The 26,725-nt window shown below is 64.8% G+C and carries 20 protein-coding genes; 8 read left to right on the top strand and 12 right to left on the bottom strand.

Annotated features, from left to right (window positions below):
- Positions 1-390: 390 nt before the first annotated feature.
- The 6 genes from WS68_RS27945 to WS68_RS22325 all read right to left on the bottom strand — a co-directional run bounded on the left by WS68_RS27945 (position 391) and on the right by WS68_RS22325 (position 6,423).
- Positions 391-681 (bottom strand): hypothetical protein, encoded by a 291-nt coding sequence (locus WS68_RS27945; protein WP_156429614.1) that lies wholly within the window; start codon positions 679-681, stop codon positions 391-393.
- A gap of 156 nt (positions 682-837) precedes the next feature.
- Positions 838-1,002 (bottom strand): hypothetical protein, encoded by a 165-nt coding sequence (locus tag WS68_RS27940; RefSeq protein WP_156429613.1) that lies wholly within the window; start codon positions 1,000-1,002, stop codon positions 838-840.
- A gap of 74 nt (positions 1,003-1,076) precedes the next feature.
- Positions 1,077-1,556, bottom strand: coding sequence for a VOC family protein (locus WS68_RS22340; RefSeq protein WP_059572811.1), 480 nt, complete (start codon positions 1,554-1,556; stop codon positions 1,077-1,079).
- A 618-nt stretch (positions 1,557-2,174) separates the two neighbouring features.
- The gene (locus WS68_RS22335; RefSeq protein WP_059572810.1) at positions 2,175-2,438 is read right to left on the bottom strand and encodes a hypothetical protein; all 264 of its coding nucleotides are present in this window, start codon (positions 2,436-2,438) and stop codon (positions 2,175-2,177) included.
- Between the two features lie 278 nt (positions 2,439-2,716).
- Positions 2,717-4,972 (bottom strand): amylo-alpha-1,6-glucosidase, encoded by a 2,256-nt coding sequence (locus WS68_RS22330; RefSeq protein ID WP_059573108.1) that lies wholly within the window; start codon positions 4,970-4,972, stop codon positions 2,717-2,719.
- A gap of 353 nt (positions 4,973-5,325) precedes the next feature.
- The gene (locus tag WS68_RS22325; RefSeq protein ID WP_059572809.1) at positions 5,326-6,423 is read right to left on the bottom strand and encodes a rod shape-determining protein; all 1,098 of its coding nucleotides are present in this window, start codon (positions 6,421-6,423) and stop codon (positions 5,326-5,328) included.
- 257 nt (positions 6,424-6,680) lie between these two features.
- On the opposite strand from WS68_RS22325, the gene WS68_RS22320 reads away from it, so the two are divergent.
- Positions 6,681-9,176, top strand: coding sequence for a patatin-like phospholipase family protein (locus tag WS68_RS22320; protein WP_059572808.1), 2,496 nt, complete (start codon positions 6,681-6,683; stop codon positions 9,174-9,176).
- A 184-nt stretch (positions 9,177-9,360) separates the two neighbouring features.
- Here WS68_RS22320 and WS68_RS22315 read toward each other — a convergent pair whose 3' ends face one another.
- Both WS68_RS22315 and WS68_RS22310 read right to left on the bottom strand, forming a co-directional pair.
- Complete coding sequence (locus tag WS68_RS22315; RefSeq protein ID WP_059572807.1) at positions 9,361-10,482, bottom strand: ATP-binding protein; 1,122 nt, start codon at positions 10,480-10,482, stop codon at positions 9,361-9,363.
- Positions 10,483-10,502: 20 nt separating this feature from the next.
- The gene (locus WS68_RS22310) at positions 10,503-11,210 is read right to left on the bottom strand and encodes a response regulator (protein WP_059572806.1); all 708 of its coding nucleotides are present in this window, start codon (positions 11,208-11,210) and stop codon (positions 10,503-10,505) included.
- An 852-nt stretch (positions 11,211-12,062) separates the two neighbouring features.
- On the opposite strand from WS68_RS22310, the gene WS68_RS22305 reads away from it, so the two are divergent.
- Both WS68_RS22305 and WS68_RS22300 read left to right on the top strand, forming a co-directional pair.
- Positions 12,063-13,916, top strand: coding sequence for a DUF3857 domain-containing transglutaminase family protein (locus tag WS68_RS22305; protein WP_197419658.1), 1,854 nt, complete (start codon positions 12,063-12,065; stop codon positions 13,914-13,916).
- A 476-nt stretch (positions 13,917-14,392) separates the two neighbouring features.
- Positions 14,393-15,307: a glutaminase gene (locus tag WS68_RS22300; protein WP_059573106.1), complete on the top strand. Its 915-nt coding sequence runs from the start codon at positions 14,393-14,395 to the stop codon at positions 15,305-15,307.
- A 71-nt stretch (positions 15,308-15,378) separates the two neighbouring features.
- On the opposite strand, the gene WS68_RS22295 is transcribed toward WS68_RS22300, so the two are convergent.
- From WS68_RS22295 to WS68_RS29085, 3 genes are all read right to left on the bottom strand, one after another.
- On the bottom strand, positions 15,379-16,104 hold the full coding sequence (locus WS68_RS22295; protein ID WP_059572804.1) for a ribonuclease T2: 726 nt from the start codon (positions 16,102-16,104) through the stop codon (positions 15,379-15,381).
- Between the two features lie 230 nt (positions 16,105-16,334).
- Positions 16,335-17,429, bottom strand: coding sequence for a dimethylsulfone monooxygenase SfnG (gene sfnG / locus WS68_RS22290; protein WP_059572803.1), 1,095 nt, complete (start codon positions 17,427-17,429; stop codon positions 16,335-16,337).
- A 636-nt stretch (positions 17,430-18,065) separates the two neighbouring features.
- Positions 18,066-18,227 (bottom strand): hypothetical protein, encoded by a 162-nt coding sequence (locus WS68_RS29085; RefSeq protein WP_156429611.1) that lies wholly within the window; start codon positions 18,225-18,227, stop codon positions 18,066-18,068.
- Between the two features lie 47 nt (positions 18,228-18,274).
- Between WS68_RS29085 and macA the strand changes: the two genes are divergently transcribed.
- The 3 genes from macA to WS68_RS22270 are packed head-to-tail and all read left to right on the top strand — an operon-like array spanning position 18,275 to position 23,080.
- Positions 18,275-19,474: a macrolide transporter subunit MacA gene (gene macA, locus WS68_RS22280; RefSeq protein ID WP_059572801.1), complete on the top strand. Its 1,200-nt coding sequence runs from the start codon at positions 18,275-18,277 to the stop codon at positions 19,472-19,474.
- Between the two features lie 2 nt (positions 19,475-19,476).
- Positions 19,477-21,438 (top strand): macrolide ABC transporter ATP-binding protein/permease MacB, encoded by a 1,962-nt coding sequence (gene macB, locus WS68_RS22275; RefSeq protein ID WP_059572800.1) that lies wholly within the window; start codon positions 19,477-19,479, stop codon positions 21,436-21,438.
- Positions 21,439-21,457: 19 nt separating this feature from the next.
- A complete protein-coding gene (locus WS68_RS22270) occupies positions 21,458-23,080 on the top strand; it encodes an efflux transporter outer membrane subunit (RefSeq protein ID WP_231753085.1) in 1,623 nt (540 codons plus the stop codon).
- 130 nt (positions 23,081-23,210) lie between these two features.
- On the opposite strand, the gene WS68_RS22265 is transcribed toward WS68_RS22270, so the two are convergent.
- Complete coding sequence (locus WS68_RS22265) at positions 23,211-24,782, bottom strand: MFS transporter (protein ID WP_059573102.1); 1,572 nt, start codon at positions 24,780-24,782, stop codon at positions 23,211-23,213.
- Positions 24,783-24,975: 193 nt separating this feature from the next.
- Here WS68_RS22265 and WS68_RS22260 point away from each other — a divergent pair, with 193 nt between their 5' ends.
- Complete coding sequence (locus WS68_RS22260; protein ID WP_059573100.1) at positions 24,976-25,881, top strand: LysR substrate-binding domain-containing protein; 906 nt, start codon at positions 24,976-24,978, stop codon at positions 25,879-25,881.
- A 280-nt stretch (positions 25,882-26,161) separates the two neighbouring features.
- Positions 26,162-26,719, top strand: coding sequence for a TetR/AcrR family transcriptional regulator (locus WS68_RS22250; protein WP_197419657.1), 558 nt, complete (start codon positions 26,162-26,164; stop codon positions 26,717-26,719).
- Positions 26,720-26,725 lie beyond the last annotated feature (6 nt).

Below are 26,725 nucleotides of genomic sequence, written 5' to 3'. Positions count from 1 at the left end.
TGTGATTACGCGCCTAATGAATTCTGCTTTTTGCTTTTGAAGCGATGGCAACGACAGAAGATATACTCATTATATTCAGAAGATATGAAGAAATTTATTTTTATAAATTTTCAATAATCTTCCAATTAGAAAGGTAGCGGTGGATTTAGCAAAATCCCATTAATCTTATTAATATGGATGAGTGACTTTGCCGAATAAGCCGGGAGTGTCGTCGATAGCGTGACGGCCACGCGGCGGGGCAATCTCCCCTTCGTGGTGTTCATTGACACGCCGGTAAGCGGCCCGCCCGCAACGCAAGCCGTAACGCGTCGTTCAGGCCCGCTTCATTGACGAATCCGCTTTTCCACAATTTTTGTTGGCAAGCTTGTGGACATCCTGAGCATCAATCGATCAACTCCTTGATGCAACAGTAATTTCGGCAATGCGGCAGATAAACGGCACGCAAGCGCTCGACGCCATGATTTCGCCACGGCTCATCCCCGTCTTGTCCACAATTTTTGTGAGCAAACTTGTGGACATCCTGAGCATCCACCACTCAACCCATTGATCTGGCGACATTTTTTCCATCGCGTCAGGAGCGCGGCAGCCAGCACACGCACGCCGGCCGTTTATCACGCCATACGTCGCCCTGCCCGCCGCCCTGCGCTTTTCCACAATTTTTGTTGGCAAGCCTGTGGACATCCTGGGCATGCTCAGGTCAACACGTTGATCGGACTCGCTTTTTCGCAGGACATCAGAAGCGCGGCAGCACATCCGCGCGGGTTATCTCAACGCGCTGCAGGGAACGCTTCGCGCAAACGTCCGAGCGTGCAGCCCAGGCGCATTCTTCATTGCGAATCACGTCGCAGTGCCGCCCATGCAGAGCGTGGCATCGAGACATAGCCGCACGAGCATATCGTTCTGGCCGCTTGGCCGCTGCTCGCGCGGCCGGCCGCGCCCGGTCGGAGCGGCCTCGTCGATACGCGCCTGCAGAAAAAAGCGGCCATAGCACTTCAGGCTCATCGCATTCCTCCTGATGGAAACGGCGCCTGTCCCGCACGCCGCCCGTCCATCATCGGAAAACGAACGCGACGCGCTTACCGCGCAGGCGGCATCGCCTTCTGCATCGCTGCGCGAATCTGCTCCGGCGTCAAATCGTGCTTATGCGTACCCACGGACCAGCGATGGCCGAACGGATCGTCCAGTTGCCCGTAGCGATCGCCCCAGAACATATCGGTGGCCGGCATCGTCAGCTTCGCACCGGCTTCGACCGCACGCGCGATCGTCTCGTCGACGTCGGGCACGTACAGATGGATGAATACCGGCGAGCCTTTCAGCGCGATTGGCCCGAGCGCGCCGCAATTGGCCATTTCATCGACAAGCATCAGCGTCGAATCGCCGATCCTGACCGATGCATGCATCAGCCGGTCAGGATCGTGCGGCGAAGGCAGCCGGCTGAGTTCGACGGCGCCGAACGCCTTCTTGTAGAACTCGATCGCGGCGGCAGCGCCATCACAAATCAGATGGGGGGTCAGCGAGTGCATCCCTTCGGGGATCGGTTTGACTGCGGCGGACATGGTACGGCTCCTGGACTGTGATTGATTAATCAGACGATTCGAGCGCACCGTGCGCGGGCGCTCTATCGCCACGACGAACCGGCTCGTCCGAAATCGACATAGGCCACGACATTTTTGAGCTTCAACGGCCGAAGCAAGAACAATCTGCCTGCCGGTCGCCGCACTATCGCTGCGGCATCCCAACTCGGTGAGCCCTCTGCGCCTGAATGTGGCCCGCGAAGCCATGCGCAACGCCCGGCAACAAGATCGATACGCCGTTCAACGCCGAAACCGCGAGCATCGCACCGATACTTGATGCACGGTAAAGACCCGTTGTCGAAACGGATGCAGGTCCGCATCGAACCTCAGCCCCGATGTTCGGCGCAAAAAAACGCCGCGGCTGAAGAGTGAAGAGCGACGATCCATACGCATTGCCGTGCTTGCCGGGTAGACGGGCCCGCGACGAAACCTGCCCGGCCGGTTTTCCACAGTTTCTGTCGACAAACATGTGGATATCCTGCGCATGCAAGCGCCAAGCCGTTGAAACCACGACGGTTTCCGCGTTGCGGCAATCCGCGGGCAGCACGACGCGCCGGCGATCCCGCGCGCCGCCGCGTATCCGGCATTCGACACGCAGCGTCAATGCTTGTCGAGGTTCGCCCTCAGTTCACTCGCCTTGTTGCGCAACGCTTCATAGCCGGAGCGAGCGTGCTCGGGCAAATCGGGATCGCCGACGAGCGCGCCAAGCGTCTCGATCAGGCTGAACAAGATGCCCTTGGCCGCGCCGAGCGCGATGCTGTGCGATTGGATCGACTCGTGCAGATGATCGACCGCCGCCTCGAGTTGTTCGAGCTTCGGCTGCTCGCCTTGCGAACGCGTGTTGTCGGGATTGTCGTTCGTCATTGTGAATACCTCGCCATACGGTTTGTTGCACTCGACGCGCCTGCGCTTGCACCAGCCAGCGCCGAGCGGGTGAATCGGCGCGCGTCACGCTGCGGTGTTCGATCGCCGGCGCGCAGCGTCGATCAACCCGGCGTTCGAGCGGCAAACCAACGCTGCCCGTCAACATCGCGCATATCAAGCCGCCCGAACTTCGGCACCGCGATCCCATTGTATGGCGCGCGACGCGCGCCGCCTCGATTCAGCGCAATCCGCGTGCATTTCAACGAAATCCCCGCACATCACAGCACCGCAACGACCCGCGCGCCGCCGTCGGCAACCGCGACCACCTGCCCGTCGACGCGCCGGAACGTCAGCGACACGCTATCGTCACCAACGCGCAAGCTGTCTATACGCAGCCAGTCGACGCCCTCCGGCAACGCCGGCCGCTCGATGCGCACCTCGCCGCGCGCCGCGTCGATGCCAATGCCGAGGCACGCCTGCAGCATCATGAACGGCGCACCTGCCGCCCAAGCTTGCGGCAGACATGCAACCGGATACGCGGTCGGCGGCTCGCCGCGCTGGCGCGGGAAACCGCAAAACAGTTCGGGCAGCCGCATGTCGAAACTCACCGCCGCCTCGAAAAGCGCCCGCAGCAGTTCGATCGCCGCGCGCTTGTCGCCGTAGCGCGCAAGACCGCGAGCGGCAAGCGCGTTGTCGTGCGGCCAGACCGAACCGTTGTGATACGCCATCGGATTGAAACGCGGCTGCCCCGCTGCGAGCGTGCGGCCCCCCCAACCGGTCTGGAACAGCGTCGAGTCGAGCACGCGCGCGACCGCTTCGCCGCGGCTTTGCTCGGGCAGCCCGAACGCGAGCAGATGGGCGGCGTTCGACGCAAGCACGCGGCAGAGCTGGCCGTACCCATCGACCGCGATCCCGTAGAAGCCCGCGTCGGGCATCCAGAACAGCGCCTCGACCTGCTCGCGCAACGTCTTCGCGCGCAGCGCGTAGCGCACGGTATCGGCCGCGTGGCCCCGCCGGCGCGAAATCTCGGCCATCGCTTCGAACGCTGCGCACGCATACGCCTGCACCTCGACGAGCGCGATCGGCCCGTCCGGAAACCGGCCGTCCGCGTGAAATACCGAATCGTGGCTGTCCTTCCACCCCTGATTCGCGAGACCGCGCTCCGATGTACGCTGATAATCGAGCAGGCCGCGCGGATTGCGCTCGCATACGTCGATCACCCATTGCGTCGCCCGTTCGAGCGCGGGCCACAGCTCGTCGATCAGCGCATCGTCGCCGGTCTGCTCGACGTAGGCGCCCGCGAGCACAACGAACAGCGGCGTCGTATCGACCCCGCCGTAATACAGCGCGAACGGCACCTCGCCCGTCGCCGCCATCTCGCTTCGGCGAAACTCGTGCATGATCTTGCCGGGTTCGGCATCGCGAAACGCTGACGTCTCGCGCGCCTGGTGTGCGGCAAGAAAGCGCAGCACGCCTCGTGCAAGCGACGGTTGCAGCCACAGCATCTGTAGCGACGTGATCACCGCATCACGGCCGAAGGGCGTCGAGAACCACGGAATGCCCGCATATGGATAGGGACCAGTGTCGAGTTGGGTCGTCAACAGACCGAGATCGGCCAGCGAACGGTCGAGCCACGCGTTGAACAGCGGATTGCTGGTGCGCACCCGCGCCATCGCGCGGCGGCGCTCGCGCATCGCGCGGTGCACGCCGACGAGCGCACCGCGCAGCGCGCCGCGGCCTGTGTCGGGAATCGGCGGCGCGGCGCCGGCGGCTTCGCCCACGCGCGCGTCGACGCTCAGATAGATCGACACGCACGCTTGCGCGGCGATGTTCAGCGCGTAATCGGCGCGGTCGACCGACAAGCGGGCGGGCGCCGGCGACAAACCGATGCAGACCGTGCGCGTCACGCCGTCGAGCCCGTCGTAACGCAATTGGACGCCGCCCGCGTCGATTCGCGGCGGCGCGATCGTCCCGCGCCGCGCACGCGGCGTGCCGCGCACTTCGAACATGTCGAGAAAGTCCGCGCCGAACGATATCGACAGCGGCACTTCGGCATCGGCCGTTCCATAGTTCGTCAGCGTGAGCGCCTCGTGCAGCACATTGCCGGCCAGCACGCGCACCCGCTCGATGTGGATCACGCCTTCAGGCGTCTCGCTGCCGCCGAGCGGCGGCAGCGGCCGGTTTGTCAGATGCGCGGTAAACGACGCGTTGTCCGCGCTCGTTGCCCCCGACAGCAGCGATGGCGCGCGGCCGCCGAAGGTGAGCCGCCACTGCGACAGCACACGCATGTCGTCGACGAAAAAGCCGTCGTCGTGGCCCGTGATGTCGCCGAGCGCGTCGCCGACCACGAACGCGCTGCCCGCCTTCAGCACGTGCTGGCTGCCGCGCGCGGGTTTGCGCACGTCGGGCTCGGGCGCGACGAACGCCGCGGGGGGCGACGGCGAATCCGTTACTGGTGCGTGTGTCGGCGTGGATGTGAAAGCGGGCGCGGCGGCCGGGCCGCGAACGGAGGAATCATCTGCAGTCATCGACATCGAAACTCCCATGCTGCGTGCAACGCGCGGTGTGCGCGACAGGATTGGCACAGCATAGGGCAGAATACGCGCGGCCGCGCAGCCTCGCGCCGCGCGTTGGCCTATTGGCCTACCGGCCCGCCGCGAGGCTTCGCGGCTGGGCTCGTCGATGACGGGCCGCGCGCGGCCGCATGATCATCCCGGTCGACAGCGGACGGCGAACAGGTTGCATCCGGGCGGCCAACAGGCGCGGCCGCATCCGGCGTTAATGCCGCGGCGCTGTGGCCAAGACAGGGCGCGGCTGGATGACGGGGTTCACGCGACATCCAGCTCCGTCCGGCCATCGCGGGCACGGGGGCTGCATGCCGCCCCGGTCAAATCGATACCCTGCTTCGCCCCAGCAGCCGCATCGAACCCCATCGCACCCTCATCTCCTGCGCGCCGACGTCGAACCCGCTGCGCTCGATCATCGCGATGCCGGCGCCTCGAACCGCGCACGTGAGCGGATCGTCCGCAACCCGCGCGACGAGCCCCGTCTCGTCATACAGCCGCTTGCCGAGATTCGCGAGCAGCGCGCCGCCGCCCGTCAACACGATGCCGCGATCCGCGATATCGGTGACGAGTTCGGGCGGCGCATTCTCGAGCGCGCCCTTCACCGCGCTAACCACCTGATTCAGCGGCATCGCGAGCGCATCGGCGATGTCATGGTTGCTCAACTCGATCTTGCGCGGCAAGCCGTCCCGGACACTGCGCCCAACCGCCTGCATCGATACGCGCGGCACGCGGCCGCTGGCGGCGCCGATCGTTTTTTTCACGTGCTCGGCCGTCTGCTCGCCGAGCAGCACACCGTAGACGTTGCGCACGTGGTTGACGATCGCCGCGTCGAACTGCTCGCCGCCGACGCGGATCGTCTCGCGATAGACGATGCCGCCAAGCGCGATCACCGCAACCTCGGTCGTCCCGCCGCCGATATCGACGACCATCGAGCCGATCGCGGCCGACACCGGCAGCCCCGCGCCGAGCGCGGCCGCAAGCGGCTCGCTGATCACGCTGACCCGCGACGCGCCGGCCGCGAGCGCCGCATCGCGGATCGCGCGCAGCTCAAGCGCCGTCGCATTCGACGGCACGCAGAGCGTGAACGCGACGCGTCGCCCGAACATCGAGCGCGCATTGGACATGTCGACGAACAGACGCATCATCTGCTCAGCCGCGTGGTAGTTCGCGACGACGCCGTGCTGCAGCGGCCGGACCGCCTCGAGATGCTCCGGCGAGCGGCCAAGCAGCGCTTTCGCCTGCTCGCCGACCGCCTCCACGCGCGCCTTCGCACTCGCGCCGCCGCGCTTGCTGAAACAGACGACCGACGGCTGATTGAGCACGACGCCGCGGTTGCGGACATAGATCAACGTGCTCGCCGTGCCCGGATCAACCGCGACTTGGTGCGCAAAGAGCCTTTCGAGAAACGGTGCCGCCATGGTGAAGCCTCTATTCGAATCGGTGAAACGACGATGCGGGCAAACCGCTGGCGCCCCAAGCGCGATCCGCTGCAACGCGCACCATCCATTCAGTCGCTTAGCGGCAGGACGCAAAAATACTTTAGGCAATTTCGCCAATTTTTATCGAATATCTGCGACCGATTAGCGACAGATGGACAAAAGCGGTACTCTCTCGCTTCCGCCGGCCCCGGCCCGGTATTCCGACTATCCCGTTCACTCCCGCGATAGCTAAGACAATGACGGCGCTCACGCCCGCTTCCATCCAGCCCATTCCGGGTTGTACCGGCCTCGTCGCCGCGCTGTTGATCGTCTGCGCCGCGGCGGGATGGCCCGGGCGCGCCCAGGCCGCCGATGCCCCCGGCGCGCCCGCCGATGCAGCCGCCCGTGCAGCCACGCTCGCAGCCGCCCCGGCAATAGCGCAGCCGGCGGCGACGCTTGCCGCGTCTCCTCCGCCAACACCGGCGCCGGCCGCTGCGGCGGCTGCCGCCCGCCGCGCGGGGCCGGCGGCCTGCGCGGCCGATGGCGGCCCCAACGGCCGTCCCGCGATCGGCCTCGTGCTGTCCGGCGGCGGCGCGCGCGGCTATGCGCATCTCGGCGTGCTGAAAGTGCTCGAGGAAAACCGCATTCCGGTCGACTGCATCGCGGCGACCAGCATGGGCGCAGTCGTCGGCGGCCTGTACGCGAGCGGCATGACCGCGGACGAGATGCAGCGGCGGCTGTCGCAGGTCAATCTCTCCGACATCGCATTTGACGTCACCGAGCGCTCGGACCTGCCGCAAAAACGGCGCGAGGACGAGCGGCTGTATATCGATGGCCTGACGCTCGGTTTCAGCAAGAAAGGCTTCAAGGCGCCCGTCGGACTGGTGCAGGGCAACCAGCTGCAAGGGCTGCTATCGACCTGGACGGCGGCCGTGCCGACCAATCAGCCGTTCGATCAACTGCCGATCCCGTTTCGCGCGATCGCGACCGATCTGCGCACGGGCGAGATGGTCGAGCTCGACCATGGATCGCTGCCGCTCGCGATCCGCGCCAGCATGGCGATGCCGGGCCTCTTCTCCCCCGCCGAGATCGACGGCCGCACGCTCGTCGACGGCGGGCTCGTCAGCAACCTGCCGGTCGACACCGTGCGGCAGATGGGCGCAAACGTCGTCATCGCGGTCAACATCGGCTCGCAGCTCAAGCCGCTCGACTCGCTCGCGTCACCAGCCGACGTGATGCAGCAGATGGTCGGCATCCTGATCCGGCAAAACCTCGCCGGACAGCGCAAGCAATTGAGGCCGGGCGACGTGCTGCTCGAGCCGGCGCTCGGCAAGCTCAGCTTCACCGATTTTCAGAACGCGCAGGATGCGATCTCAGCTGGTGAAAAAGCCGCCGCGAACGCACTGCCGAGCCTGAAGCGCTATGCGCTGTCGCCCGAGCAATACGCGGCATACCGCGCCGCGCACACGCAACCGCCGCCGCAACCAATCCGCATCACGGCGATCGACGTCGAAACCAACGGCCCCGTCCCGGCGCGGATCGTGCGCGACGCGCTGCACATCAAGCCTGGCGACACTTACGATCCGAAGCAAGTCAGCCAGGATCTGCTTGCCCTGACGACCAGCGGTAATTTCGACAGCGTCACGCAACAGGTGGTCACCGACGGCGATGAACATCGCCTCGTGATCGACGCGCGCGAGAAATATTGGGGGCCGAACTTCCTGCTGTTCGGGCTCGGCCTGTCGAGCAGTTCGAGCGACGAAGGCGGCTTCCGGCTGCACATCGGTTACCGCCGTCCGTGGCTGACGCCGTCCGGCCTCGAATTCCGCGTCGATACGACGCTCGGCAGCGATCTGCAAACGGCGCATGTCGAACTGCGCCAGCCGCTGCTGAACCGTCCCGGCCTGTATGTCGCGCCCTACGCGGAATACCAGCGGCGCTTCGTGAACATGTACGACGACGACGTCAAGCTCACCCAGTACCGGTTGCAGACGCAGCGCGTCGGCGTCGACGTCGGCTGGCCGATCGGCCACCTCGGCGATTTCCGCATCGGCCTCGCCTATGCGCACGGCACGGGCGCGCCCACCTACAATCTGCCGCTCGACGTCGGGGACATTTTCCCGTCGAGAGTATTTCTGTTCCCCGGACTCTCCGCTCAGGCGCTCAGCGTGCGGGCGCGGCTCGTGATCGACCAGCTCGACGATCCGCTGTTCCCGCGCAGAGGCTACTTCACGGAATTCCGGGTCGAGCGCTCGCTGTCGACGCGCAGCAGCGATTCGCTGGACGACTTTTTCGACAATGCCACCGACGCGCGGCACACCGAGGTATACGGCAAGGTGATGGTCGCGCAGCAACTCGGCCGCCATAGCGTCAGCGCGACGATCGAGGGCGGCAAGATCTTCGGCGGCAAGAACCTGCTCAACATGTTCAACTTCACGCTCGGCGGGTTCCAGCACCTGTCCGCATACGCGGCGGATCAACTGACGGGCGACGCGCTCGTCTACGGGCAGGTCACCTATATGAATCAGTTGATGACGTTCAATGCGTCGCCCGTCAAGGCGCTTTTCGTCGGCGCGAGCGCGGAACTCGGCAATGTTTGGAATGGCGGCACGCGCATCGGCGGCAGCACGCTGAAGCAGAGCTATACGTTCTTCACCAGCTTGACGACCTCGTTCGGCCCTGTATACATGGGCGTCGCGCTCGCGCCGGGCGGACGGCGCAACTTGTATCTGCAACTCGGGCGAACGTACTGACGGCACGCGGCCCGGCGCCTACGCCGGGCCGCGTGCCGGGCCGGGCCGGGCAAAATGCCTGCGCCGCCGCACGAAACCGCGCGCGACCAGTGCCTGGCCATGCCTGGCACTATGTGCGGCCACCCGTGCGCATCGAAACGATACGCACGGCGGCTCCCCGGCGCTTGCCCCGAAAAACGGCGGCTCAAACCGGCCAACTGATCTCGAAGCGCGCTCCGGACAAAATGACCGGATCGACCACGGCAACACGCCCATTGTGCGCATGCAGCACCTGCTGCGTGATCGCGAGGCCAAGGCCGTAGCCGGCCGTATGGCGATCGAGCCGCACGAACGCATCGAAGATCCGTTCGCGCTCCGCGTCGGGCACGCCCGGCCCGTCGTCCTCGACATAGATCTCGATGTTGCCATGGCGCATCCGCAGCCCGGCCACGATGCGCGCGTGCGCGTACTTGCTCGCGTTGCGCAGCAGGTTGCGCGCCGCATAAGACATCAGCCGCTTATCCATCCTCACGCGCACGTTCCGGCCAAGCTCGATGCGCGATTCGATCACCTTGTCCGGGTACAACAGCGCGGCATCGCCGATCTGCTTGTCGAACCATGCAGCCAGCGCGGTTTGCTCGAGATTGGACTGCAACGAGCTGTATTCGAGCCGTGCGTAGGTGAGGCTCATGTCGATTAATTCGTCGAGTTCGGTCACGTCCTGCTCGATGCTCGCGATCGCGTTCTCGTATTCAGCCGCCGACCCCGGTTCACGCAGGCTTTCGAGCGCGAAACGCACGCGCGCGAGCGGCGTGCGCAATTCGTGCGAAATGCCGTTCGTCAGATCGCGCTGCGCGGCAATCAGGCGCTCCATGCGCATCGCGAGCGCGTTGAGCGTGCGCGCGAGCGGCCCGATGATCACGCTGCGCGATTCGCGCGCCCGCGTGTTGAAGCGCCCGCCCGTGAAATCGATCGCGCGCTCGCGCACCATCACGAGATCCGACCACACCGGCCGCATCCAGCGATAAGCGGCGAGCGCGGGCAGACCCAGCACCGCCGCGATCACCGGCCATTCGCCGCCCGGCAGCGCATCGAACGCATGCCAGAGCGTGCGCGGCGTCAGCGCCGCGCACAGCACCGCGACCGTCACGCCGGCCGTCAGCAGCACGAGGCCGACGAGATGCAGATACGTGCGCAAATACAGGCGCGACCAGCTCGGAATCCGGTCCGCGCGCGTGTCCGTCCACGAGCGGCGGAAATGCAGCCAGCGCCATTTGCAATACCGAAGCGGCGAAAGCCGCGGCGCTGGCGCGTAGTTCGGATTCATCGTCGGATTTCGACGCACGGCTACTCCCACGCGCTCTTGCTGAACTGATAGCCCTTGCCGCGGATCGTCTTGATCCGCTGCGGGTGGCCCGCGTCGTCGTTCAGCTTGCGCCGCAGCTTCGAGATCCGACCGTCGATGGTCCGGTCGAGCCCGTCGAACTCGACGCCGCGCAATTGCAGCATCAAATCGTCGCGGCTCACGACTTCGCCCGCATGGCAGACGAGCACCCACAGCAAATCGAATTCCGCCGACGTCAAATCGGGCGTCGTGCCGTCCGGCAGGCTGGCCGTGCGGCTCGCACGGTCGATGGTGAACTTGCCGAACGCATAGCGTTCCGGCTGGGCACCGCCTTCGGGCAGCCGCGCCGGCGCGCGGCGCAGTTGCGCCTTGATCCGCGCCAGCAGGATACGCGGCTCGACCGGCTTATGCACATAGTCGTCCGCGCCGAATTCGAGGCCGAGCAATTCGTCGAACGGCTCGTCGCGAGCCGTCACCATGATGATGACCCCGCTGTAAAACTCGCGCGCCTCGCGGCAGATCTCGAAACCATCCTTGCCGGGCAGATTCACGTCGAGAATCATAAGATCCGGGCGCGTGCTCAGGATCGCATCGACGGCATCGTTGCCGTTCAGCACGGTGTCGACGACGTAATCGTTTTTACGCAGGTAGCCTGCGATCAGCGTGGACAGACGGTTATCGTCTTCAACGAGAAGAATCCTGAAAGGCATGAGATTTCGTAAGATTCTGAAACAATCCGAATGATACTGCTTACGCGGGCCGCCGAACGGTGGCAATCGGGCAACGCGGAAAGTGATGCCAAGACGTGCGCGGGCCCGGTACGGCTGCGCGGCGAAGCACGGTCACCGTTCGAATGGCGTTACGCCAAGCACTGCCTGCGACGGGCTGGAGGACAAGCGCTGTCAAAAACAAAGCATACCCCGTCATCTTTCACGGATATAGCTTGGCAATGAATCAAAATCATATTGACAAGCACCCGATCATCACCGGCATCACACCAAATTTCATTATTATTCTTTTGCAACATGACTCATCAAATCGACTAAACGGACACCGCGACGATTAACCTTAGAACCAATGCGATTCTTATCACCCGGCTCGGCTGCCTGTTACGACCGACCAATTCGCCCGCGGCATCGCACTTCGATTCGCGCCGATACATGGCAGCCTCGGCGGCGCGTCAGCGTCTTTGCCACGTCACGCACTAGGCCGCCGTTGGGCGCGAGTGAAGGCGCCGCCCAGCCGGGATTTTTCGCACATTCAAAACGGCATTCATTATGCCGCGACACCCAGACAAATCCACCACAAAATTTAATTAATTATAAACAAATAACATTACATCAAACATAACAAACCTTATTATCTCGCGCACCATTAATCTCCCAATTCCACGGAACTCACTCTTTCGATTCAAGTCCATCGAATTCCGGGCAGAGAAAAAATCCCCCGTGCCGATTGGCGAATCACATCGCGATTCGCTGCCCAAACACGTTCGCTGGCCAACTTTTCCGCAAACGTCAGGAGATTTCGAATTGACGATATCCCGCTTTCGGCAGGTGCTCATGCGCACCGCCATCGCCATTGCCTGTATGTGCGCGAACGCATCGTTTGCCACGCTGCAACCGATCGACGAAGCGCCGATTGCGCGGCATGTCGACGAAACCTGCCGGATCAACGCCGATACGAGCACCGACTGCACATGCGTCACGCAGCTGACGATCCTGCGGCCGGTCGGCCGCGACCTGCTGTCCCGCCTGGACTTCGACTACCGTGAAAACGACCGCTTCGAACTGAAGGACGCGGCCGTGATCGACCCGCACGGGCATCGCACGCCACTTGCCGCGTCGCAAATCGACACGCGCACGGCGCCGAATCCAGCGGAAGGATTTTTGCGCGACAAGCAAACATCGGTCGCCTTTCCCGACTTGCGCGTCGGCAGCACGATCATGTATACAACGATTCGCCACACCGCCGCCCTCCCGCTCGCGAAGCAATTTCACGAGGTGCTGGCGTTCCCGCCAATGCCCGTGCGCACCGACCATTTTCGCGCCGAATACCAGGCCGATCGGCCTATCGTCTGGCGCAGCGAAGCGGCCGGCGACTTTCGCATCACAACGTCAAACGACGGCAAGCGGCTCGTCATCACCCAAACACAGCCCCGATATCTGAACATCATCAACGAGGAGTACGGCGAGCTGCGCCAGATACCGCGCATCGAATTGGCGAGCAGCCTGAGCGCACAGGCGCATTTCGGCGCGTATGCGAAGCGCTACAACGAGATCGCCGCCGCGCCGCTGCCGCGCGGCGCGGCAGGCGCGGTCAACGCCGCACGGCGCGAGCCGGCGGCGCAACGGGTTGCCGCGCTGATGCAGTATATCGGCGCGCATTATCGCTATCTCGGCGACTGGCGCGCGTGCGATCGCGGCTATATCCCATTCGATCTGGCGCAAATCGAAGCACACGGCTACGGGGATTGCAAGGATCTCGCGGTTTTGCTCGCCGCGATGCTCGACAGAAGCGGAATCGACGCGCGGATCGCATGGGTCCATGCAGGTTCGTTTGCGCCGCCGCTATTGATCCCCGGCACACAGGCGCCGAACCACGCGATCGTGCGCGCAAGCGTGGACGGCCGCACCTGGTGGCTCGACCCGACCCAGCCGAACGCCCTGCCCGGCCGCACGCCAGAGCAGCTACAGGAGCGCTGGGCGCTCGTCGTCGAAAAGAACGGCGACGTGCGCCGCGAATACATCCCGGCCGAAGCGCCGATCGTCGCCGTCGATGCGACGGTAAACCAGCAACTGCGCCCCGACGGCAGCGCCGTTGTGTCAGGGCACGCATATCTGGACGGTAGAGATCTGCTGGATCTCATGCGCACTGATCGCCGCGACGGCGCGCGCGCCGGCGACCAGCAAATCTGCAAACGCTTGCTCAACGAGCAGGAGAAGGGAACGTGCGAAATCGTGCGGCCGCGCAGTGACGAAGCGCGAAATGAGCGTTATCGGGTCGACATGAAGGGCATCGATCTGCGTGCGCTCGAAGCGCCGTCCGGTCAGAATGGCCCGCGCCTATACGACGCCGCGCAAGGCTTGCGCAAGCTATGGGATCGCTTCGCCGGCTATCGGCACGCGGGCGATGCGGGCGATCTGTATTTGAATGACCCGTTCACCTTCAAGCTCCGCGTGCGGCTGACCGGCGCGAAGGCGGTACAACCGTTCGCGGCGTGCGCGGTGCATTCGCCGTGGTACGACCTGGAGGTAACGCCGGAGCCGTCGGACAACGCGATCGCCTACCGTGAACAGATCATCCAGAAGGTTCGTTGGCTCAGCCATGCCGACTTGACCAGCGACGCATTCGGCCGCTTTCTCGACGACGCACGGCGTTGCACGAACACGCTGCGTCAAGCTGTCGAATTCTGACGCGTGCCGCAAGCCGGCAATACCAACGATGCCGGCAAAGGCGCTGCCCGCACGCGCCACATTCGCGCGGTATCGACCGCAAACGCCGTGGGATCATCGCTTGGCCAGGCGCTCGAGCCTGGCGCTTATTTAGCCAGGCACTTAAACGCGCGAAAGAAATCGGCGTGCCCGTCATGCGTGCCGGAGCCGGTGCCGATCGTTCGTGCCGGCACGGCCCGCATCGCATGCACGAACCCTACGGCGGCCAACGTCATGGGCGATACGCGCTATCGTTCCGCTACCAGTGAGCCCCCTGGCGGACTGCGCGCGCGTGAGTGCCGGAATCGGACTGCGCGCTCCCTTGAAAAGCAGGTACGATCACGCTCTTGAAAAGGGGCTGCGCCCCGCATTCACGCGTTGCCCCCCTGCCCCGAGCGTTGCGGGACGGCACGGCGCCGCCTCTGTAACATACGATGTTTTCAGCACGCTACACCGAATTGAATTACCAACCGATACTCGAACGCATCCGCGCCGAACTCGCGCCTTGGATTGGCGCAGGCCGGGTCGCCGACTATATTCCCGAACTCGCGAAGGTGCCCGCCGAGCGCTTCGGAATGGCGGTCGTCACGCTCGCCGGCGATATTTTCACGATCGGCGACGCGCACGAGCGTTTCTCGATCCAGAGCATCTCGAAGCTCTTCGCGTGCACGCTCGCGTTCAAGCTGCTCGGCGACGAACTGTGGCAGCGCGTCGGCCGCGAGCCGTCGGGCACCGCGTTCAATTCGCTCGTGCAACTCGAAAGCGAACGCGGCAAGCCGCGCAATCCGTTCATCAACGCGGGGGCGCTCGTCGTCACCGACGTGCTGTGCCGCCGCTTCGTGCGCGCCGAGACGGCGCTCGTCGAGTTCATCCGGCGCCTGACCGGCATCGCCGATATCGACTACGACGCACGCGTCGCGCTATCCGAGCAGCAGCACGCCGAGCGCAACCGCGCAATGGCGCATTTCATCGCGAGTTTCGGCAACATGCAGATGCCGCCGGACACCGTGATCGACGCGTACTGCCGCCAGTGCGCGATCACGATGAGTTGCGTCGAACTCGCGCAGGCCGCGCTTTTTCTCGCGAACAGCGGCATCGCACCCGCGACGGGCGAGCCGATCCTCGATCCGAGTTCGGCCAAACGCTTGTCGGCACTCATGCTGACATGCGGCACCTACGACGCCGCAGGCGACTTCGTCTATCGCGTCGGCCTGCCGGCGAAAAGCGGCGTGGGCGGCGGAATCGTCGCGGTGCTGCCGGGCGAGATGGCCGTATGCGTGTGGTCGCCAGGGCTCGATCCGAACGGTAACTCACTTGCCGGCGTGCTCGCGCTCGAATGGCTGACGACCTACTCGGGGCGATCGATTTTCTGACGCGGCATGGGCCCTGCCGGCGCAGGCATGTGCCGGCGCCGGCGCGGAGCCAACGTGCGGCCCGGTCCGGTTTATTTCGCGATATAGATGCCGGTCGTCGGACACGTGCCTTGCGTGCCGGCGTCCGTCACAAGCGACGTCGGGCTCGGAAACTGCGTGGTCGCATTGGTTCTCACGGCAATCCAAGCCTCGGTGAAATAGCTGACGTAGTTGGACTTCGTGCACTTCAGCGACACCGCGGCGCGCGCGCCGGTGCCGAACGCGCCATCGAACGCGCTCAACAATTGCTCGCGCGTCACGGTCTTGCCCGCGTTCGTTTGCAGGAACGTGTTGAACGACGTGGTCGCGAGGCGGCTGATCATCCCGCTCGCGTCGTTCCAGTACGTGTCGGCCGACGAATACTGCGCGCAAGTGCCGTGCTTGTACCACTCATGCTTGTCGAGGCACGACGCGACACCCGGCATGTACGTCGACAGCGTGCTCAGCGTCGCCGCGCTGACGGGGTACTTGTCCATGCTGCACCATTGATGCGCGTTGTCGAGATCGATCTCGTTCTGCGGCACGCCGCAATAGAACGGCTGGCTGGTACTGTCGTAGTTGTTCGGCCAAAGGCCGTGCAACGACAGATTCGTCGACGCGTATGAACCCGACAGCGTATTGCACTCGGTGGCGCTGTGCGTTGCGCAAAAGCCCGGCTCCCAGGACGAGGCGAGCAATAGATAGTCATACGCGTGAGCGGGAGTGCAAGTCGATGCGACAGCCAGCGCGCACGCGGCGCGAGCGAACGGACGGAACATGGGCGACCCTCTGGAGAATAAGCGCGACGGCCGCACAACCGGCGCCGCGACGTTGATATTCGTAAGCAACTGCCGGGCCTATTGTGCTCGCACCAATATTTCAACGCGATGACTTTTTGCCGAAAATACGCCAGCCGGCGCGCGCCTGCTGGCGGGCCGGCTGACTGATCGCGGCTCGCCGCCATGCCGGCTGTCGGCCGCACGCAACCGGCGCATGGCGCTGCCGCGCGTCATGCGGGCTGGGCTTCGTGCCGCCGTTCCAGCTCGCGCACGAGCGGCAGCACGCGCTTGCCGAAATACTCGACTTCTTCGAGATAGTGGAGGAACCCGCCCAGCACGAGATCGGCGCCGATCGACTTCAGCGCGACGATCCGTTCGGCGATTTGCTCGGGCGTGCCAATCAAGTTGGTCTTGAAACCGTCGTTGTACTGAACGAGATCGGCGAACTTCGAGTCCGACCACATCCCGCGCCCTTCCGGCGCGGCCTTTCCGGCCTGCTTGACCGCGTGACCGAACGCATTGACCGCATCGACGTCCGCATGACGAACGATCTCGTCCAGCACCTCGCGCGCCTCGAGTTCGGTGTCGCGCGCGATGATGAACGCATTTACGCCGAACTTCACGCGCCTCCCGTGCTCGGCCGCCGCCGCGCGAATCTCGTCGATCTGCTCGCGGTGCCCCTCGAGCGTATTGCCGTTCATGAAATACCAGTCTGACACCGCCGCCGCCATGCGGCGCGCGGCCGCCGAATTGCCACCCTGGAAAATTTCGGGATGCGGCTGCTGCAACGGTTTGGGCTTCAGCGTGTAATCGTTGAAGCGGTAGAAATCACCCTTGAACGTGAAGTGATCTTGCGTCCATATGCCCTTTACCGCGCGGATGAATTCCTCAGAGCGGCGATAGCGCTCGTCATGCTCAAGCCATGGCTCGCCGAGCGCGGTGAATTCACCCTTGAACCAGCCGCTGACGACGTTGATTGCAACGCGCCCTTGGTTCAACTGATCGATCGTCGCGAGCTGCTTCGCGACGACAGCCGGATGCCACGGCCCCGGCAGGATCGCGGCAATCACCTTCAAACGCTCGGTGGCAGCGAGCAGCGCATGGCTGAACGCGACAGATTCATGCTGATACTCTGCGCCGTAGCCGGCGGTAAAACGGATTTGCGACAATGCGTAATCGAAGCCGTTACGCTCGGCAAGCTGCGCCAGGCGGCGGTTGTAATCGATATCCCAACTCGTGCGCTGCTCGATCTTGCTGACGACGAGACCGCCGCTGACGTTAGGCACCCAGTAGGCGAACTTGAGCTGTTGCTGCTCGCGACTCATCGGTTCGTTCCTCTAATCTAATCATGAAATCCAGGACGTCGGCGGCACTCGGCCAGCCGGTCGGAAGGCGCCCTCGCATGCGCTGCTCGTCGCGCAGCGTCTGTCTCGCCGCATCGTAGGGGGACGCTCGCTGATCGGCCAACCAATGATTTGGACTATCGATGCCCGGTGCACGTTGATAAGCAAATGATGAAGCGCCCGCCGCCCGTCATACGGACGTGGGAGAAAGGATGGGGGATTGCCGCTGTCATTTCGGGGGCGGATTGAGATGCCGATCGTGGCGAGCGTTGCCTCGATGCGCGCCGTTTGCCGGCCCGCGCGCCGAATCGCCACGGATCACGGCTGCGGGAAGAACTCGCGAACGGTGCCGTTCTCCAGCCGATAAGCGCGATCCGCGATTTCCAGCCGCGAATGGTGATGCGTAATGACGATGAGCGCCGGCACCCGCTCGCGAATGTGGGCGATTATCCGCGCTCCGCGCGCGACGCCGAGCGACGACGTCGGTTCGCCGAAATTTCCCGCCGCCCAACGGCCCCATCAGAACGACCAGCTCCCGCCGCCCGATCGTCATGTTCACGGCGTATCGCGTGGGATCAAGCAACAAGCAAGCCGCGCCGGCTGAAGCCACGCCGTCAATCATTTCGACGAAATCGACGCGGCCCCAACCGGCAGCGTCACGTTCGACGGCATCATCGACGACGCCCCGTTGTAACAAACTGTCGAAATATTGAGGAAATTTGTCGTCGCATTGAACCGCATCCCGCTTCCCGTATTCCAATGACTGGTTTGCATTTTCATTACAATCGCCTGCCTACCGATCGCCACACGCCAGTTTTCAGTTTCCGATGAAAAAACTCCTACGTCGCCGGGTCGTCGCGGTCACGAGCGTTATCGCGCTCGTCGCGCTTGCCGTGCTTTATCAATACTTTTTCGCCAAAAACCGGGATCCGCAATACCTCACCGCTAAAGTCGCCCGTGCCGATCTCGAGAATGCCGTGCTCGCGACCGGCACGCTGCAGGCATCCAAGCAGGTCGACGTGGGCGCGCAGGTGTCCGGCCAATTGAAATCGCTGAAGGTCAAACTCGGCGACAACGTGAAGAAGGACCAATGGCTTGCCGAGATCGACCCGGTGATTTCGCAAAACGAGCTGCGCCAGGCCGAAGCGAACGTCGACAATCTGAACGCGCAAAAGCGCTCGACCGCCGCGCAGCTAAGGCAAGCCGAACTCGCATTCAAGCGCCAGCAGCAGATGCTGTCCGACGATGCGACGGCGCGCCAGGATTACGAGGCCGCGGTGGCGACGCTCGACGTACAGCGTGCGAACCTGGCCGCGTTCGACGCGCAGATTCGCGAGGCACGGATCAAGATCGAGACCGCGCGCGCGAACCTCGGCTATACGCGGATCGTCGCGCCGATCGACGGCGAAGTGGTCGCGATCGTCACCCAGGAAGGCCAGACCGTGATCGCGCAACAGCAGGCGCCCGTGATTCTGAAGCTCGCTGAACTCGACACGATGACCGTCAAGGCACAGGTGTCGGAAGCGGACGTGATCCGCATCCATGCGGGCCAAACTGCTTACTTTACGATCCTCGGCGAGCCCGACAAGCGCTACTACGGCAAGCTGCGCGCGATCGAGCCCGCCCCGCAGAATTTCCTCGACATGCAAGGCAGCGCGGGCGGCACGGGCGGCGGATCGTCGAAGCCGAACACCGCCGTGTTCTACAACGCGCTGTTCGACGTGCCGAATCCCGGCCATCGGCTGCGGATCTCGATGACCGCGCAGGTCAACATTCTGCTCGGCACCGCGGCCAACGCGCTCTACATCCCGGTCGCGGCGCTCGGCGCGAAGGACAAGGACGGCACATACGCGGTGCGCGTGCTCGGCGCCGACAGCAAGGTCGCGACACGCAAGATCCGCGCCGGCATCAACAACAACGTCAAGGTCGAAGTGCTCGCGGGCCTGCGCGAAGGCGAGCGCGTGATTCTTGGCGACGCGAACGAACTGGCAGGCGCGGCCTCGGCGGCCTCAGGCGCGGAGCATTGACGATGGGCGAACCGCTATTGCAGCTCACGCGCGTCACGCGCAGCTTTCCCGCCGGCGACAAGGACGTCGTCGTGCTCGACGACGTCAATCTCACGATCGATGCGGGCGAGATCGTCGCGATCGTCGGCGCGTCGGGTTCGGGCAAATCGACGCTGATGAACATTCTCGGCTGCCTCGACCATCCGGGCTCGGGCAGTTATCGGGTGCGCGGGCGCGAGACGCGCGAACTCGAAAGCGACGAGCTTGCGCGCCTGCGCCGCGAGCACTTCGGCTTCATTTTCCAGCGCTATCATCTGCTGCCGCATCTGAGCGCCGCGGAAAACGTCGAGATGCCCGCCGTCTACGCGGGCAGCGCGCATGCCGAGCGGCGCGAGCGCGCGCAAAAGCTGCTTGCGCGGCTGGGCCTGTCGGAGCGTGCCGAACATCGGCCGAGCCAGTTGTCGGGCGGCCAACAGCAGCGCGTGAGCATTGCGCGCGCGCTGATGAACGGCGGCGAAGTGATCCTCGCCGACGAGCCCACCGGCGCGCTCGATTCGAAAAGCGGCCAGGAAGTCATTCGCATCCTGCTCGAACTCAACGCACTCGGCCACACGGTCATCATCGTCACGCACGACGAGCATGTTGCCGCGCATGCGCGGCGCATCATCGAAATCAGCGACGGCCGGATCGTCGGCGACCGGCTCAATCCGCGCACACACGGCGCCGGCGTCGAGCGCGGCGAGAACGGCGCCGCCGCGCTGCCGCACACGCGCCGCCTGTCGGCGAACGTCGGCCGTTTCGCGGAAGCGTTCCGGATGGCGTGGATCGCGCTCGTGTCGCATCGGCTGCGCACGCTTCTGACGATGCTCGGGATCATCATCGGCATCACGTCGGTCGTGTCGATCGTCGCGATCGGCGAAGGCGCGAAGCGCCACATGCTCGACGAAATCGGCAGCATCGGCACGAATACGATCAACATCTATCCGGGCAACGACTGGGGCGACAGCCGCGCGGACACGATCCAGACGCTCGTGCCGGCCGACGCCGCCGCGCTCGCCGAGCAGATCTACGTGGACAGCGCGACGCCCGAAACGGCGCGCAACCTGCTGCTGCGCTACCGGAACATCGATGCGACCGCGCTCGTGAGCGGCGTCGGCGAACGTTTCTTTCAAGTGCGCGGAATGAAGATGGCGCAAGGCATCGCGTTCGGGCCGCACGAGGTGCGCCGCCAGGCACAGGTCGTCGTGATCGACGAGAATACGCGGCGCAAGCTGTTCGGCGCGAATCCGAACCCGCTTGGCGAAGTGATCCTGATCGATAATCTGCCGTGCGTCGTGATCGGCGTGACCGCGGAAAAAAAGAGCGCGTTCAGCGACATGAAAAACCTCAACGTGTGGGTGCCGTATACGACCGCGGCCGGCCGCCTGTTTGGCCAGCGCTATCTCGATACCATCACGGTGCGCGTGCGCGACGGCCAGCCAAGCGACGCGGCCGAGCAAAGCCTGACGAAACTGATGACGCAACGGCACGGCCGCAAGGATTTCTTCACATACAACATGGACAGCGTCGTCAAGACCGTCGAGAAGACCGGGCAATCGCTGACGCTGCTGCTATCGCTGATCGCGGTGATCTCGCTCGTCGTCGGCGGCATCGGCGTGATGAACATCATGCTGGTATCGGTGACCGAGCGCACGCGCGAAATCGGCATTCGGATGGCAGTGGGCGCGCGGCAGGCCGATATCATGCAGCAGTTTCTCGTCGAGGCCGTGACCGTCTGCCTGATGGGCGGCGTGATCGGAATCGTGCTGTCGTTCGGGATGAGCTTCGTGTTCTCGCTGTTCGTCGATCAATGGAAGATGGTGTTCTCGGCCGGCTCAATCGTGTCGGCCTTCGTCTGCTCGACGCTGATCGGCGTCGTGTTCGGCTTCATGCCCGCGCGCAACGCGTCGCGGCTGAATCCAATCGATGCGCTCGCGCGCGACTGACAGACGAGGTAACGACACGATGACCCGATTCCCCGCTTCCCGGCTCTGCACACTCGCATGCGCCGCCGCGCTGTCGGCCGGCTGCACCGCGACGCGCCATGGGCCGTTGCCCGCCGTTGCGGTGCCGGCGCATTGGGCTTCGCCGGAGGCTTCCGGGGCGCCTAGCGCTCACGGCACTGAAGCCCCGCTCACGCCACCTATTCCGGCTCGCTCCGCTGCCCCGGCCGTACCTGCGGCGTCTACTCCGCCCGCCGCGCAGCAAGCTTCGCCCTCGGCCGTTTCGCAAGCCGTTGCCGGACCCGGCGCAGCCGGCGCGCCGGCCATTTCGAACGCCCCCGCGAAGCCCGCCGCCTCGCCGTCGGACGCCCCGCAAACAGCTTCGGCTGCGCCTGCCGCTTCCGCCGCATCAACCGCCACCGCGACGGCGAACTGGTGGCGCAGCTTCGACGATCCGGTGCTCGGGCAACTGATCGACGATGCGCTGCGCACCAACAACGATCTCGCCGCCGCCGCGATCCGCGTCTATCGCGCGCGTCTGCAAGCCGGGCTCGCCGACACGAACCTGACGCCGAACGTGACGCTCGGCGCGACGGGCGGCGTGTCGCGCACGCTCGACACGCATCAAATGGGCCGCTCGAGCGGCCTCGCCGGCACGCTGAACTACGAACTCGACTTGTGGGGCAGGCTTGCCGCGCTGCGCGATGCCGCGCGCTGGGAAGCCGATGCGACAGCAGCCGATCGCGATGCGGCTAAGTTGTCCCTGATCGGCACGACGGCCGCGCTGTACTGGCAGATCGGCTATTTGAACCAGCAGATCGCGTTCGCCGACGCGAACATCGCCTATGCCGAGCGCACGCTCGCGCTCGTGCGCTCGCGTCACGCCGCCGGCGCCGTTTCTGGACTCGACGTCGCGCAGGCGGAACAGAGTTTGTCCGCGCAACGGGCCGCGCAAACACAGCTCATCCAGCAGCGCACCGAAAATCGTCACGCGCTTGCGATCCTGTTCGACCGCCCCCCGCAAGCACCGGCGGCCGAGCCCGCCGCCCTGCCCAACGCCCCCCTGCCCGCGGTCCCGGCCGGCCTGCCGGCCGAGCTGCTCGGCCGGCGCCCCGATCTGCGCGCCGCCGAACTGCGTCTGCGCGAATCGCTCGCGAACGTCGACGCCACGCGCACGAGCTTCTATCCGACATTCACGCTGACAGGCAACGTCGGCACGTCGAGCGCGAGCCTCGAACGGGTGCTCGCGAACCCGATCGCGACACTCGGGCTCGGACTCGCGCTGCCGTTCGTCCAGTGGAACACCATGCAGTTGCAGATCAAGGTATCGCAGACGCAATACGAGGAAGCTGTCGTCAATTTCCGTCAGAAGTTGTACACGGCGTTGAGCGAGGTCGAGAACGCGCTGTCCGCGCGCGTGCAACTCGATCGGCAAGCGCAGCAGCGCACGCTGTCGCTCGCGCAGGCGCAACGGGCGGAAACGCTCGCACGCATACGCTTCGAGGCAGGCGCGACGGGCGTGCAGCCGTGGCTCGACCAACAGCAGCGGCTGCGCGACGCGCAGAGCGCTGCCGCGCTGAATCGGCTGGACCGGCTCAACAATCAGATGAACTTGTACAAGGCGCTCGGCGGCGCAGCGGGTTGAGGCGAGCGATCCGGGCCGGCTCGCAAAGGTGTGGGCCGCCGGCGTCCGATGCCCGATCGCCGCCGTCTGCGGCAAACTCGCCGGCGCCGCGTCGCACGCCCGCCGAAGCCGGCCGCCGGCGGTGAGCGCGTCAATCTCCTCCGCACGCTCCTTGGCTGCCCGGCACGCCGACGCCCGCCGCCCGCCACCGCACCGGCGCGAACACCGCAAGACTCGCCACCGCGAGTATCGCGGCACACACCGCGCCGTACATCATCACCCAGCCAAACCCATGCGCAAGCGCCGCATGCAACGCGAGGCCCGACGGATCGACCGCGGCAAGCGCCGGCACGACGTCGCCCGCCGCGCCGCCGTGGCCCGACGCAATCTGCTGCGCGACACGCCGCAACGCCGCCGCGTCGAGTTCGCCCGGCAGACGCGCCGACAAGCCCGACACGATGCCCGCGACAAGCACGAACCCCATGATCGCGATGTTCAGCGCAAGCGAGATCATCCGCGCGCTCATATCGATCGCCGAAGCCATGCCGGCACGCTCGCTCGATACTGCTCCCGTCGCCATATTCGTGACCGGCGTGTTGGTGACGCCCAGCCCGATGCCCGCGATCATGCAGCCAGGCAGCATCGTCAGCCAGTCCGGATGCGCCGCCGCGCTGCCCAAGCGCATCAACGCGAAACCGGCGGCAATCGTCAGCAAGCCGCCCGGAATCACGACGCCCGGCCCATAGCGCAATGCCAGCCGCTCGCCGAGCGGCGGCACGACGAGCGTGGGCAGCGTGTAGGCGAGCAACGCGCAACCGGCCGTCACGCTGCCGTAACCGAGCCCGATCTGGAAATAGATCGGCAGATAAATCATGAAAGGCCAGAAGCTGAAGTTCATTCCCATCGATCCGAACAGCGCGCCCGAGAACGTGCGGCTGCGGAACACCGAGAAATCGAACATCGGCCGCGCACTCACGCGCTCGGCGACGACGAACGCCACAAGCGCAACCATCGTCGCGGCGAGCACGCCGAGCCCGGCCAGGCTCGTTGCGCCAAGCTCGCCGCTTTGCGTGATGTAGTAGGCCAGGCCGAACACCGCGAGCGACAATGTGACGATGCCCGCAACGTCGAGCCGGCCGGCATGCGGATCGCGCGACTCCCGCACCGCGCCGAAAATCAGCACGAGCGCGACGACCGCAAGCGGCGCGTGAACGAGAAACACCCACTGCCAACTCGACAGCGCGACGATCGCCCCGCCAATGATCGGCCCGAAGCCAAGCCCAATACCGAAAACGCACCCCCAGATGCCGAACGCGCGGCTGCGCTCGCGCCCGTCCTGAAATTGATGCGACAGCACCGCGATCTGGCAGATCAGCATCGCGCCGCCGCTCGCGCCTTGCAGCAAGCGGCCGGCGATCAGCACCGGCACGCTTTGCGCCACGCCGCAAACGAGCGACGTCGCGCCGAACAGCACCGTGCCGATGACGTAGACCCGCTTGCGGCCGAACCGGTCGGCGAGCGTGCCGGTCGCCATCAATACGGTCGTGCAGGCGATCGTGTACGCGTTCATGATCCATTGCATGCCGTTGAAATCGCCATGCAGCACACGCTCGAGCACCGGCAGAATCACCGGCACGCTCGAAATCTCAAGGCCGAACATCAACGATGTAAGGCAAACGGCCGCCAATGCGACCGCGTTTCGGGACAAATGGGACAGGGGCATCGATATCGCGACGGCGCCCGGCACGCGAACGCCGTCGAACCTCCAGATTCGGAATCGGAAAAATGCGCCGCACGCGACACCACAGGCGGGCACCAGGAGTCGGTAATATAAGAGGAATATTTATCCCTATTGATTCGTTTTATTCACCTTAATGGGGCCTCAAAAGAACCAATAAAGGACAACCGACATCATGATCACGGACAAGCTCGACGGCATCGCGACCTTCGTGCAAGTCGTCGAATCCGGCAGCTTCGCGCAAGCGGCCGAGCGGCTGCACATCACGCGCTCGGCGGTCGGCAAGACGATCGCCCGCCTCGAAAAGCGGCTCGGCGTGAGACTGTTGCACCGCACGACGCGCAGCCAGAGCCTGACCGACGACGGTCACGCGTATTACGACCGCTGCATGCGCGCGCTCGCCGAACTCGAAGCGGCGCAGAACGATCTCGACAGCGGCCGGCGTGAACCGCGCGGGCGCCTGCGCGTGAGCGCGCCGCTCGCGTTCGGCCATCACTGCGTCGCGCCCGTGCTGCTGGAGCTGGCGCGCGCACATGCGCAGTTGCAGATCGATCTGTCGATCTCAGACCGCCCTGTCGATCTGGTCGAAGAAGGCTTCGACCTCGCGGTCCGGATCGGCCGGCTGCGCGACAGCACGAGCCTCGTCGCTCGACGCCTCGGCACCCAATACGGCAGCCTCGGCGCCGCGCCGTCGTATGTTGCGCGCTACGGGCGGCCCGAGAACATCGACGCGCTGTCCGGGCATCAGACGATCGCCTATTCGCGCGGCGGCGTGCCGATGCCGTGGGATCTGCGCGACGTGAACGGCAGCGTGGTGCGCGTCGAGACCCGGCATCAATTGAGTTTCGACGACGTGCCGGCGATCGCGGCGGCCGCCGTCGCCGGTTTCGGGATTGCGTGGCTGCCGAGCTGGTTGCTCGCGGATTACGTCAAGCGTGGCGAGTTGATCGCGCTGATGGACCGTTGCTTCGTGCCCGAGCAAGAAATTCACGTGATCTGGCAACAAACGCGTTACCTGCCGCTCAAGATGCGCTGCGCGATCGACGCGCTCGCCGCTGCGATTCCGGCGATGCTCGGCGAATGATGCGTGAATGCCGCGCGGAAGGCCGGCGGGCGGGCAAGCGCCGTGTGGCCGCCGGACGCGCCGCCGCTCGCCAGCCGCGGATCGCGGCCGATTCCGCCGCCCGTCGTCCCGAGCGGCGCTGTTGCCGCAGCGGCGATCCGGCAGTCGAGGGAGTCGTCGAAGAATTCGCTTGGCAAGATCCTACACCCTCGAATATATTTTCCTACGCCCTTGAAGGAATATCATGCTGGAACGAACCCGAGCCGCCCATTTGGGGCCACATCGCAGGCGTCCGCAAGTATTGGACGCCGCATTGCGCATCGCGCTCAGCCGGGGGCTGGCGAACGTGTCGATGGAAGCAGTCGCGCAGGCACTCGGCGTCACCCGCCCGGTGGTTTATGCGTGCTACCCGTCGCGGGAAGACTTAATCCGCGCGTTGCTCGAGCGCGAAGAAAAGCGTCTGTTCGACGGCGTGTTGTCGGCGTTGCCGCGTGAGCCGCAATTCGGCGAACCAAAGCAATGGATGACGGCCGGATTCCAGGCGCTGCTGAAAGTCGTGGCCGAGCACGGCGATTCATGGCGGCTCGTGCTCGCCGCGGATAGCGACTGTGACGCCATTGCCCGCTACGGCCAGGCACGCCAACGCGTCGCGCAGCACGTGGGCGCGTTGATGGGCCCAATGCTGAAGCAGGCCGGCGTCGAACAGGTTGATAAGAAACTACCGGTTTTGGTGGAGCTGTTCATGTCGCTCGGAGACGGCGCTGTGCGCGCGATGCTCCAGAACGAACAGCAATGGACGGCCGAGGCGCTCGGCGAATATGTGGGCCGGGTCGTCCTGGGCGGATTCATGAAAGCTTGATATCCG

Source organism: Burkholderia sp. TSV86, assembly GCF_001522865.1.
Taxonomy (GTDB): Bacteria; Pseudomonadota; Gammaproteobacteria; order Burkholderiales; family Burkholderiaceae; genus Burkholderia.
Note: the sequence above shows the minus strand (reverse complement) of the source record. Positions and strands in the feature narration are given on the sequence as shown.

Excerpts from the sequence above, each read along its gene's own strand:
- macB (WP_059572800.1), top strand. The coding sequence starts at position 19,477 with ATGGGCGAACCGCTATTGCAGCTCACGCGCGTCACGCGCAGCTTTCCC.
- WS68_RS22340 (WP_059572811.1), bottom strand. The coding sequence starts at position 1,556 with ATGTCCGCCGCAGTCAAACCGATCCCCGAAGGGATGCACTCGCTGACC.
- WS68_RS22320 (WP_059572808.1), top strand. The coding sequence starts at position 6,681 with ATGACGGCGCTCACGCCCGCTTCCATCCAGCCCATTCCGGGTTGTACC.
- WS68_RS27940 (WP_156429613.1), bottom strand. The coding sequence starts at position 1,002 with ATGAGCCTGAAGTGCTATGGCCGCTTTTTTCTGCAGGCGCGTATCGAC.
- WS68_RS22270 (WP_231753085.1), top strand. The coding sequence starts at position 21,458 with ATGACCCGATTCCCCGCTTCCCGGCTCTGCACACTCGCATGCGCCGCC.
- WS68_RS29085 (WP_156429611.1), bottom strand. The coding sequence starts at position 18,227 with ATGAAAATGCAAACCAGTCATTGGAATACGGGAAGCGGGATGCGGTTC.
- WS68_RS22330 (WP_059573108.1), bottom strand. The coding sequence starts at position 4,972 with ATGTCGATGACTGCAGATGATTCCTCCGTTCGCGGCCCGGCCGCCGCG.
- WS68_RS22315 (WP_059572807.1), bottom strand. The coding sequence starts at position 10,482 with ATGAATCCGAACTACGCGCCAGCGCCGCGGCTTTCGCCGCTTCGGTAT.
- WS68_RS22305 (WP_197419658.1), top strand. The coding sequence starts at position 12,063 with ATGCGCACCGCCATCGCCATTGCCTGTATGTGCGCGAACGCATCGTTT.
- sfnG (WP_059572803.1), bottom strand. The coding sequence starts at position 17,429 with ATGAGTCGCGAGCAGCAACAGCTCAAGTTCGCCTACTGGGTGCCTAAC.
- WS68_RS22325 (WP_059572809.1), bottom strand. The coding sequence starts at position 6,423 with ATGGCGGCACCGTTTCTCGAAAGGCTCTTTGCGCACCAAGTCGCGGTT.
- WS68_RS22335 (WP_059572810.1), bottom strand. The coding sequence starts at position 2,438 with ATGACGAACGACAATCCCGACAACACGCGTTCGCAAGGCGAGCAGCCG.
- WS68_RS22295 (WP_059572804.1), bottom strand. The coding sequence starts at position 16,104 with ATGTTCCGTCCGTTCGCTCGCGCCGCGTGCGCGCTGGCTGTCGCATCG.
- WS68_RS22265 (WP_059573102.1), bottom strand. The coding sequence starts at position 24,782 with ATGCCCCTGTCCCATTTGTCCCGAAACGCGGTCGCATTGGCGGCCGTT.
- WS68_RS22310 (WP_059572806.1), bottom strand. The coding sequence starts at position 11,210 with ATGCCTTTCAGGATTCTTCTCGTTGAAGACGATAACCGTCTGTCCACG.
- WS68_RS27945 (WP_156429614.1), bottom strand. The coding sequence starts at position 681 with ATGTCCACAGGCTTGCCAACAAAAATTGTGGAAAAGCGCAGGGCGGCG.
- macA (WP_059572801.1), top strand. The coding sequence starts at position 18,275 with ATGAAAAAACTCCTACGTCGCCGGGTCGTCGCGGTCACGAGCGTTATC.